Origin of the sequence: Paracoccus sp. DMF (assembly GCF_004407025.1) — a bacterium.
GTDB lineage: Bacteria > Pseudomonadota > Alphaproteobacteria > Rhodobacterales > Rhodobacteraceae > Paracoccus > Paracoccus aminovorans_B.
This window is the reverse complement of record NZ_SOKV02000036.1, coordinates 25,314-33,621: the sequence shown is the minus strand read 5'-3', so window position 1 is coordinate 33,621 and position 8,308 is coordinate 25,314. Positions and strand designations below refer to the sequence as shown.

General features: G+C 71.8%; 6 protein-coding genes. 5 read left to right on the top strand and 1 reads right to left on the bottom strand.

Annotated elements, in window-relative coordinates:
* Positions 1-197 precede the first annotated feature (197 nt).
* From E3D03_RS15805 to E3D03_RS15790, 4 genes are all read left to right on the top strand, one after another.
* Complete coding sequence (locus E3D03_RS15805) at positions 198-1,826, top strand: alpha/beta hydrolase (protein ID WP_263567738.1); 1,629 nt, start codon at positions 198-200, stop codon at positions 1,824-1,826.
* A complete protein-coding gene (locus tag E3D03_RS15800; protein ID WP_263567737.1) occupies positions 1,811-2,686 on the top strand; it encodes a dienelactone hydrolase family protein in 876 nt (291 codons plus the stop codon). Before E3D03_RS15805 ends, E3D03_RS15800 begins: the two co-directional genes overlap by 16 nt.
* Before the next feature lie 26 nt (positions 2,687-2,712).
* Positions 2,713-3,606 carry a methionyl-tRNA formyltransferase gene (gene fmt / locus E3D03_RS15795; protein WP_263567736.1) on the top strand — a complete coding sequence of 298 codons (894 nt, stop codon included), beginning with the start codon at positions 2,713-2,715 and terminating at the stop codon, positions 3,604-3,606.
* 149 nt (positions 3,607-3,755) lie between these two features.
* Entirely contained in the window at positions 3,756-4,304 is a 549-nt protein-coding gene (locus E3D03_RS15790; RefSeq protein WP_263567735.1) for an HdeD family acid-resistance protein, read from the top strand.
* A gap of 42 nt (positions 4,305-4,346) precedes the next feature.
* Here the strand turns inward: E3D03_RS15790 and hrpB are convergent, their stop codons facing one another.
* Positions 4,347-6,764, bottom strand: a complete 2,418-nt coding sequence (gene hrpB / locus E3D03_RS15785; protein ID WP_263567734.1) for an ATP-dependent helicase HrpB — start codon at positions 6,762-6,764, stop codon at positions 4,347-4,349.
* A gap of 106 nt (positions 6,765-6,870) precedes the next feature.
* Between hrpB and E3D03_RS15780 the strand changes: the two genes are divergently transcribed.
* Positions 6,871-8,295, top strand: coding sequence for a calcium-binding protein (locus tag E3D03_RS15780; protein WP_263567733.1), 1,425 nt, complete (start codon positions 6,871-6,873; stop codon positions 8,293-8,295).
* Positions 8,296-8,308: the final 13 nt, after the last annotated feature.

The following is an 8,308-nucleotide window of genomic DNA, read 5'->3' as shown; positions in this document are numbered from 1 at the left end:
CCCCATCGAGGGGCCGGCCAGGCGTGGGGGCAGAGCCCCCGCGCCTCCCGCGCCACCACCCGGCCGGCGCGAGACGAAGCACGGCGCCCGACGCTTCCCTTTCCCCGGCGCCGCCCATAACATCCCGACCGAACCGCCGCCCCGCGAGGGCGCACGACAGCACGACCGCAGGAGGCGGCAGGCCGCAGATGTTTTCCATGCTTCCGCTGCTTGCCGGCCTGCTGCTCGTCGCGGCCTCGCTGACCCCTTCGCTGATTCCGCGCGACTGGCTGGTGCAGGGGCTCCTGGCCGGGGCCTCGATGGCGGCGGGCTATGCGATGATGCAATTCCTGCTGGCGATCTGGCGCACGTTGGAAATCCCGGTCCTGCGCGGCCGGGCCGCGCGCATCGGCCATGCGCTTCTGGCGGTGCCGGTGCTGGCGCTGCTGGGGGCTTGCGTCTTCATGGCCGACGACTGGCAGAACAGCATCCGCGCCCGCATGGGCATGCCGGCGCTGGAAGTCTCGAACACCACCAAGATGCTGGCGACGGCGCTGGCGGTCTTTCTGCTGCTGTTCCTGATCGGCAAGGCGGTGCAGGCGCTGTTCGACCTGCTGCGGCTGCGGCTGGCGCGCTATATCCCGGTGCGCAGCGCCAATGTGCTGGGGCTGCTGCTGGCGGCGCTGATCACCGTCACCCTGACCCGGGACGGCGTGGTGAACTGGGCCATGCGCATCGCCGACAGCTCCTATGTCGCGGCCCAGCACCTGACCGACGTCTCGGTCGCGCCGCCGGCGCAGGACTGGCAGGCGGGCTCGGCCGCCTCGGCGATCGCGTGGGACCTGATGGGCAAGCCCGGGCGCGACTTCGTGCTGGGAGGCCCCGATGCCGCCGCCATCGCCCGCTTCACCGGCCGGCCCGCGCGCGAGCCGCTGCGCATCTACGTGGGCCTTGCCCAGGACAAGAACCCCGAGACCCGCGCCAGGACCGCGCTCGATGAGATGCTGCGGGTCGGCGCCTTCGACCGCAAGGTGCTGGTGCTGGCCAGCCCGACCGGCACCGGCTGGATGGACCCGGCGAGCTATGACGCGCTGGAATACATGCAGGACGGCGACGTGGCGACGGTCGCGGTCCAGTATTCCTATCTGCAAAGCCCGCTGGCGCTGATCTTCGAAACCGACGCCGGCCTGGCCCAGACCGAGGCGCTGATGCGGCTGGTCTATGACCACTGGCGCGGGCTGCCGGTCGAGCGGCGGCCCCGGCTCTACCTGCACGGCATCTCGCTCGGGGCCTGGTCGTCGATGCATGCCTTCAACCCGTTCCAGATGATGAACGAGCCGGTCTCGGGCGCCTTCTGGGCCGGGCCGCCCTTTCCCTCGACGCTGTGGCGCCAGGCCAATGCGGCGCGTCAGGCGCAAAGCCCCTTCGTGCTGCCGCAGATCGACCAGGGCGAGGTCATCCGCTATGCCAGCCAGTTCGCGCCCCCCGACCGCTCGGGCAAGCCCTGGGGGCGGCTGCGCATCCTGTTCCTGCAATATGGCAGCGATCCCATCGTCTTCTACGACGCGACCTCGGTCTGGCGGGCGCCGACATGGATGCGCGAGCCGCCGGCGCCCGATGTCTCGCCGCTGTTGCGCTTCACGCCCATCGTGACGCAGTTCCAGCTGGCGGCGGACATGCTGGTCGCGACCTCGGCCCCGCCGGGCTTCGGCCATATCTACCACGCGCACGACTATATCGACGGCTGGGTCTCGGTCACCGCGCCCGAGGGCTGGACGGCCGCGGACACCGTGCGGCTGAAGGCGATCTGCGGCGTGAACGGGCTGACCGGATGCGAAAACCGCTGATCCTGCTCGCGGCGCTGCTGGGGCTGGTGCTGGCAGGGCTGGGGCTGAACACGGCGCGCAACTATGCCGGCTGGCAGCCCGCTCCCGACACGCCGGCGGCGCGGCTGGCGCGGCTCGCGCCGCATTGGCGGCTGCTGCGGCCCGACACGCCCGGCCCGCATCCGGTCGTGGTGCTGCTCTCGGGCTGCGACGGGGTGCGCGACAACATGGGTTATTGGGCGCGGCAGTTCACTGCCATGGGCCGGGCGGCGCTGATCCTCGACAGCCACGCCCCGCGCGGGCTGGACAAGGCGCAGGCCTGGCGCGCGGTCTGCGCGGCGCAGGTGCTGCCCGGGTCCGAGCGGGCCGGAGACCTGGCCGTGGCGCTGGCCGCGCTGCGCGACATGCCGGGCATCGACGCCACGCAGGTGGCGGTGCTGGGCGCCTCGCACGGCGGCTGGACGGCGATGGAGCTTTTGCACGCGCTTTCCGCGTCCGTGCCGCCGCCCGGCCTGACCGAATGGCCGGCGCCGCCCGCCAGCTTGGCGGCGCAGCTGGGCCCGGTGGTGCTGCTTTATCCCTATTGCGGTCTCGTCAGCACGGCGGACGGGCCCTGGCCGGCGCAGGTCCGGGTGCTGATGCTGCTGGCCGGGCAGGATTCCATCACCGACCCCGCCGCCTGCCGCGCCACGGCCGCCGATCAGCTGGCGCGCGGCACCGACCTGACCCTGCGCATCGACCCCGAGGCCGACCACGGCTTCGACCAGAGCGAGCGCTCGCGCCTGTCGCCCCTGGCCTTCAACCCCGAAGCCACCGCCTGGGCGCGGGCGCGCGTGCTGGCCTTCGTCCGGGGTTTTGCCCTGGCCGCCGAGGGGCTATGACGGCCAGGCAGGAACGGAGGGCAGCAATGCGCGTCATCTTCATGGGCACACCCGATTTCTCGGTCCCGGCGCTGCGGGCCGTCGCCGCGCGGCATCAGGTCGTCGCGGTCTATTCCCAGCCGCCCCGCGCGGCGGGACGCGGGCAGAAGCCCCGCCCCTCGCCCGTGCAGCGCGCGGCCGAGGCGCTGGGGCTGACGGTCCGCACCCCCGAAACCCTGCGCGACCCGGCCGACCGCGCTGATTTCGCGGCTCTTGGCGCCGATGTCGCGTTGGTGGTGGCCTATGGGCTGATCCTGCCGCAGGCGGTTCTGGACGCGCCGCGGCTGGGTTGCCTGAACATCCACGCCTCGCTGCTGCCGCGCTGGCGGGGCGCGGCGCCGATCCATCGCGCCATCATGGCCGGCGACGCGGAAACCGGCGTCGCCATCATGCAGATGCAGGCCGGGCTCGACACCGGCCCGGTGCTGGCCGAGGCGCGCACCGCCATCGGCGCGCAGGACACCACCGCCGACCTGCACGACCGCCTGGCCGCCATGGGCGCCGAGCTGATCGCCGCGACGCTGGACCGTCTGCCGCTGCCCGCCGTGCCGCAACCGGCCGAGGGCGTGACCTATGCCCAGAAGATCGACAAGGCCGAGGCCCGCATCGACTGGACCCGGCCGGCCGAGGTCTTGGACCGGCAGATCCGCGCGCTTTCGCCCTTTCCCGGTGCCTGGTGCCTGGTCGGGGACGAGCGGGTGAAGCTCTTGCGTTCCCGCCTGGCCGCGGGCTCGGGTGCGCCGGGGACGGTGCTGTCGGGCTTTACCGTGGCCTGCGGCACGGGCGCCATCGAGGTGCTGGAAGCGCAGCGCGAGGGCAAGCGGCCGATGTCTGCCGCCGAGGTGTTGCGCGGGCTGACCCTGCCGCCGCTACTCGGCTGAACCTGTTGCCTTTTCGCCACGAAAGTGCCGGATCCGGCCGCTGCGACAGCCGGATCCGCTCATCCCGTGGTAGCATCCGGCCGTGGCAAGACACCGCGGCCGGGTGCCGCTCCAGCGACGAAATCCGTTTCCGCCCAAGGAGTGAATTCATGGATAATCTTGTTCGCACCATGTCCGAGAACTGGTGGGTGCTGCTGTTGCGCGGCATCGCCGCCGTGGTCTTTGGCCTGATCGCGCTGGCCATGCCGGGGCTGACGCTGTTCGTGCTGCTGATCACCTTCGGGGTCTATGCGGTCTTCGACGGCATCCTGGCCATCGTCACCGGCTTTCGCCGCAAGGGTCAGGACGACCAGTGGTGGGCCTGGGCGCTCGACGGGCTGCTGTCGGTGCTGATCGGCCTGATGGCGCTGTTCTGGCCGGCGGCGACGGCCGTGGTCTTCGTGCTGTGGATGGCGGCCTGGGCCATCGTCGCGGGCATCTTCCGCATCATCGCGGCCGTCCGCCTGCGGCGCGAGATCGAGGGCGAATGGGCGCTGGGCCTCAGCGGGTTGCTGCTGGCGCTTTGGGGCATCCTGCTGGTGCTGCTGCCGGCGGCGGGGCTGCTGGGCCTTGCCTGGATGATCGGGACCCTGGCAGTGCTGATCGGCGTCGTGCTGATCGTGCTTGCCTTCCGGCTGAAGCGGCTGAGGACGGCCTAGACCGCACGGCCGCCGGAGTATTTGGGGAAACGGTGAAGAGGGTCAGGTCCCGCGCGGCTTGGCGCGCAGGGTCGGATCGGCCTCCAACGGGTTTTCCGGCCAGGGGTGGCGGGGATAGCGGCCGCGCATGTCCTTCCTGACATCGCCATAGCCGCCGGCCCAGAAGCCCGGCAGGTCCGTCGTCACCGCGATGGGCTTGCCGCCCGGCGACAGCATCGCGATGCGCAGCGCCCGGCCGCCGACCGTGGGATGGCGCGAGACGCCGAACAGCTCTTGCAGCTTCAGCTCGATCGAGGGCGTTTCGTGGTCATAGTCGATCGGCACCTTGCGGCCCAGCGGCGTGGTGAAATGCGCGGGCGCCGCCCGGTCCAGCGCCTGCTGGCCGTCCCAGCCGATGCGCGCCTTCAGCGCCTCGGTCAGGTCGAGCCCGCGCAGGTCCGAAAGCGTCCGCGCCTTGGTCAGCCAGGGCAGCAGCCAGTCGGGATCCGACAGCAGGCTCGCGTCATCGACCGGTCCCAGGTCCGGGACCAGCGCGATCCGCGCCCGCAGCCGCGCGGCGGCGGGCGTCCAGCTCAGCCCATGCTGGCGCAACCCCTCGAAAGCCGCGCGCGCGAGGGCCTGCGGATCGGGGCTGTCCAGCGCCCGGTCCGACAGCACCAGCGCGCCCAGGCGTTCCTGGCGGCGTGCGGTCACGCGGCTGTCGCGGCGCGACCATTCCACCGCCTCGACGGTTTCGATGCGGCCCGCGTAAAGCGCGCGGATCTCGGCTTCATGGATCGGCAGGGCCAGGCGGATGCGGGCCTCGCGCGTGTCGCCGTCGAGGTCGGTCGCGACGATGAAGCGATGCGCGGCCATGGCGTCGCCCTCGGGCAGCACGGCGCCCTTGCCGCCCGACAGCACATAGCGCGGCTGGTCGTCCCGGCGCCGCTGGCCGATGCGGTCGGGATAGGCCAGCGCCGCCATGGCGCCGGGCGACAGGTCGGCGCTGTCGCCGGCCCCGTTTCCGGCCATGCGGCGCAGGCGCTTTGCCTCGTCGCGGATGCGGTGCAGGGCGGCGTCGTTCACCGGCCAGGGATGGCGGTCGCGATAGGCGCGCAGGTCGCGCAGCGCCGCCAGCCGGGGCGCAAGATCGGCCGGCGCCCCGCTCAACGGATCGCGGTCGGCCAGCAGCGCGGCCAGCCCGGCGGCGTCGCGCCCGGCCACGGCCAGCATATGCGCCAGCCGCGGATGCAGCGGCAGCGCGGCCAGCCGGCGGCCGTGATCGGTGATCCGCCCGGCCGCATCCAGCGCGCCGAGGTCGCGCAGCAGGGCGCGCGCCTCGGCCAGCGCGGCCTCGGGCGGCGGGGTCAGGAAGGCGAGGTCGCTGCCGTCCGAGCCCCAGATCGACAGCTCCAGCGCCAGCCCCGACAGGTCGGCCACCGCGATCTCGGACGGGGCGAAGGCGGGCAGCGCCCCTTCCTCGGCCCGCGCCCACATCCGATAGCAGATCCCCGGCGCGACCCGGCCGGCGCGGCCGCGGCGCTGCTCGGCCTCGGCCCGGCTGACCCGTTCCGTGACCAGCCGCGACATGCCCGAGCCGGGGTCGAAACGCGCCCGCCGCGCCCGGCCGGCATCGACCACGACCTTGACGTCGGGAATGGTCAGCGAGGTTTCGGCAATGGAGGTCGCCAGCACCACCCGCCGCCCCGTCGCCGGGCGCAGCACCGCCTGCTGGGCCTTGAACTCCATGGCGCCGTAAAGCGCCACTACCTCGGCCGGCAGGTCCAGCGCGGCCATGGTGCGGCGGATCTCGCCCTCGCCGGGCAGGAAGGCCAGGACGGTGCCGCCCAAGGCCCGCGTCGCGGCTTCGGCCTCGGCGATCAGTCGCGCGGCCTCGGGGACCAGCCGCGCGCCGGCGGGCAGGGGGCGGTCCAGCCAGCGCGTCTCGACCGGAAAGGCGCGGCCCTCCGAGCGGATCACCGGCGCGCCGTCCAGCAGCGCCGCCACCGGCCCGGCGTCGAGCGTGGCCGACATGACCAGCAGCATCAGGTCCGGGCGCAGCGCCGCTCGCGCCTCCCATGCCAGCGCCAGGCCCAGGTCGGCGTTCAGGCTGCGCTCGTGGAATTCGTCGAAGATCACGCAGCCGATGCCGTCGAGCGCGGGGTCCGATTGCAGCATCCGGGTCAGGATGCCCTCGGTCACCACCTCGATGCGGCTGCCCGGCACCGACTCGCCGCGGATGCGATAGCCGACGCGGGCGCCCAGGGGCTCGCCCAGCGTCTCGGCCATGCGGGCGGCGGCGGCGCGGGCAGCCAGTCGGCGCGGTTCCAGCATCAGGATGCGGCCCGCGGTGACCGGCAGCAGCGCCAGCGGCACCCGCGTGGTCTTGCCGGCGCCCGGAGGCGCCATCAGCACGGCCCGGCCATGCGCGGACAGCGCGGCGATGAGGTCGGGCAGAACGGCGTCGATGGGCAGTTGCATGGCGCCTTATGGCAAAAGCGCCACGGCGGGGAAAGGCCGTCGGGGCCCATTGACAGCGGCCGGCATCTCGCGATTGCGTGATCGCATTGAGCGGAAGGGGATTGCGATGAACGAATGGTTGTTGCTGCTGCTGGTGCCGCTGGGGGCTGCGGCCTTTGGTCAGCTTTTCCAGGATGATGATGATGACAACCGGAACGAGCCCGAACCGGAACCCGAGCCGCAGACCGGCGGCACCGCCGGCGACGACACGCTGACCGCGCCCGAGGGCTTTCGCGGCCGGGTGATGGGGCGTGACGGCGACGACCGGATCACGGTCGGCTCGCCTGACGATCCCGGCTATTATCACGACTCGACCAACCTGACGACCGACGATGGCCATTGGAACGCCTGGCGGGATTGGGATCCCGATGCGCCCGGCCGCGTGCCGCCCGGCGTCGTCATGGCGCGCGGCGGCGATGGCGCGGATACGATCATCGGTTCGGGGCGCGGCATCCATGCCGACGGCGATGCCGGCGACGACCGTCTGGAACTGCATAGCGAGCCGGGCGACCTGCGCGATGGCCGCAGCGATTACGCGCTGCTGGGCCGGGGCGGTGCGGGCAATGACGAGATCATCGTTTCGGGCAGCGGCGCGCTGGTGCTGGGCGATGAGGGCGACGACCTCATCAGCGCCTCGGGCGAGAACATGGTCATCAATGGCGGCGAGGGGGCGGATACCATTCACGTCGCCGGCCTGACGAACAGCGAGATCGTGCTGGGCCGGGGCGATGTGGTGACCGGGCGCGGCGAGGGTGCGGACGGGCTGCGCTTCCGCCTGCATGACGGTGCCGATTTCACCGGCAATGCCTCGGACGAGGAGTTCGTGGCCCGCGAGGGATCGCGCGTCGATGGCGGTGGCGGCGACGATCATCTGACCAATGACTATAATGACGACAGCTCGGTCACGCTGATCGGCGGCGCCGGCAATGACACCATCATCGGCAATGATGCCATGGGCGACCATGCCAGCACCGCGCAGGACGGCTATTCCTGGCGCGTCGGTGCGTCCAGCGACAGTCTGGACGGCGGCGATGGCGATGACATCATCGGCTATGACCGCGGTGACACCATCACCGGCGGCGCCGGCGCCGACAGCATCGACGGTTACGTGGACAGCCGCGACGCTGCGACCGTCACCGATTTCGACCCCGCCGAGGACCGGCTGCGCGTCAACATCCCGCCCGCCGAGGCCGGCACCGAGGCCGATCCCTTTGGCAATGTCTCGGTCATCGAGGAAAACGGCGGCACCGTCATCCGCCTGGGCGATGCCGAGATCATGCGGATCGAGAACGCCACCGGCCTGAACATCGGCTTCCAGACCGACCGCTGGCGCGAGGAATGGTCCGATGGCAGCATCCACGAGGGCGAATACCGCGAGGGCGATGGAGAGGTTCTGACCGAAGACACCATCTTCACCGATCTCGACGGCAACGAGGTGGACCGCGACTCGCTGGACGTGGTGATCAACAACTACCTCACGCTCTATACCTGAGCCCTACACATCC

What these genes read in the sequence shown, in the direction of transcription:
- E3D03_RS15805 (WP_263567738.1), top strand. Translation starts at nt 198, where the DNA reads ATGCTTCCGCTGCTTGCCGGCCTGCTGCTCGTCGCGGCCTCGCTGACC.
- E3D03_RS15800 (WP_263567737.1), top strand. Translation starts at nt 1,811, where the DNA reads ATGCGAAAACCGCTGATCCTGCTCGCGGCGCTGCTGGGGCTGGTGCTG.
- fmt (WP_263567736.1), top strand. Translation starts at nt 2,713, where the DNA reads ATGCGCGTCATCTTCATGGGCACACCCGATTTCTCGGTCCCGGCGCTG.
- E3D03_RS15790 (WP_263567735.1), top strand. Translation starts at nt 3,756, where the DNA reads ATGGATAATCTTGTTCGCACCATGTCCGAGAACTGGTGGGTGCTGCTG.
- hrpB (WP_263567734.1), bottom strand. Translation starts at nt 6,764, where the DNA reads ATGCAACTGCCCATCGACGCCGTTCTGCCCGACCTCATCGCCGCGCTG.
- E3D03_RS15780 (WP_263567733.1), top strand. Translation starts at nt 6,871, where the DNA reads ATGAACGAATGGTTGTTGCTGCTGCTGGTGCCGCTGGGGGCTGCGGCC.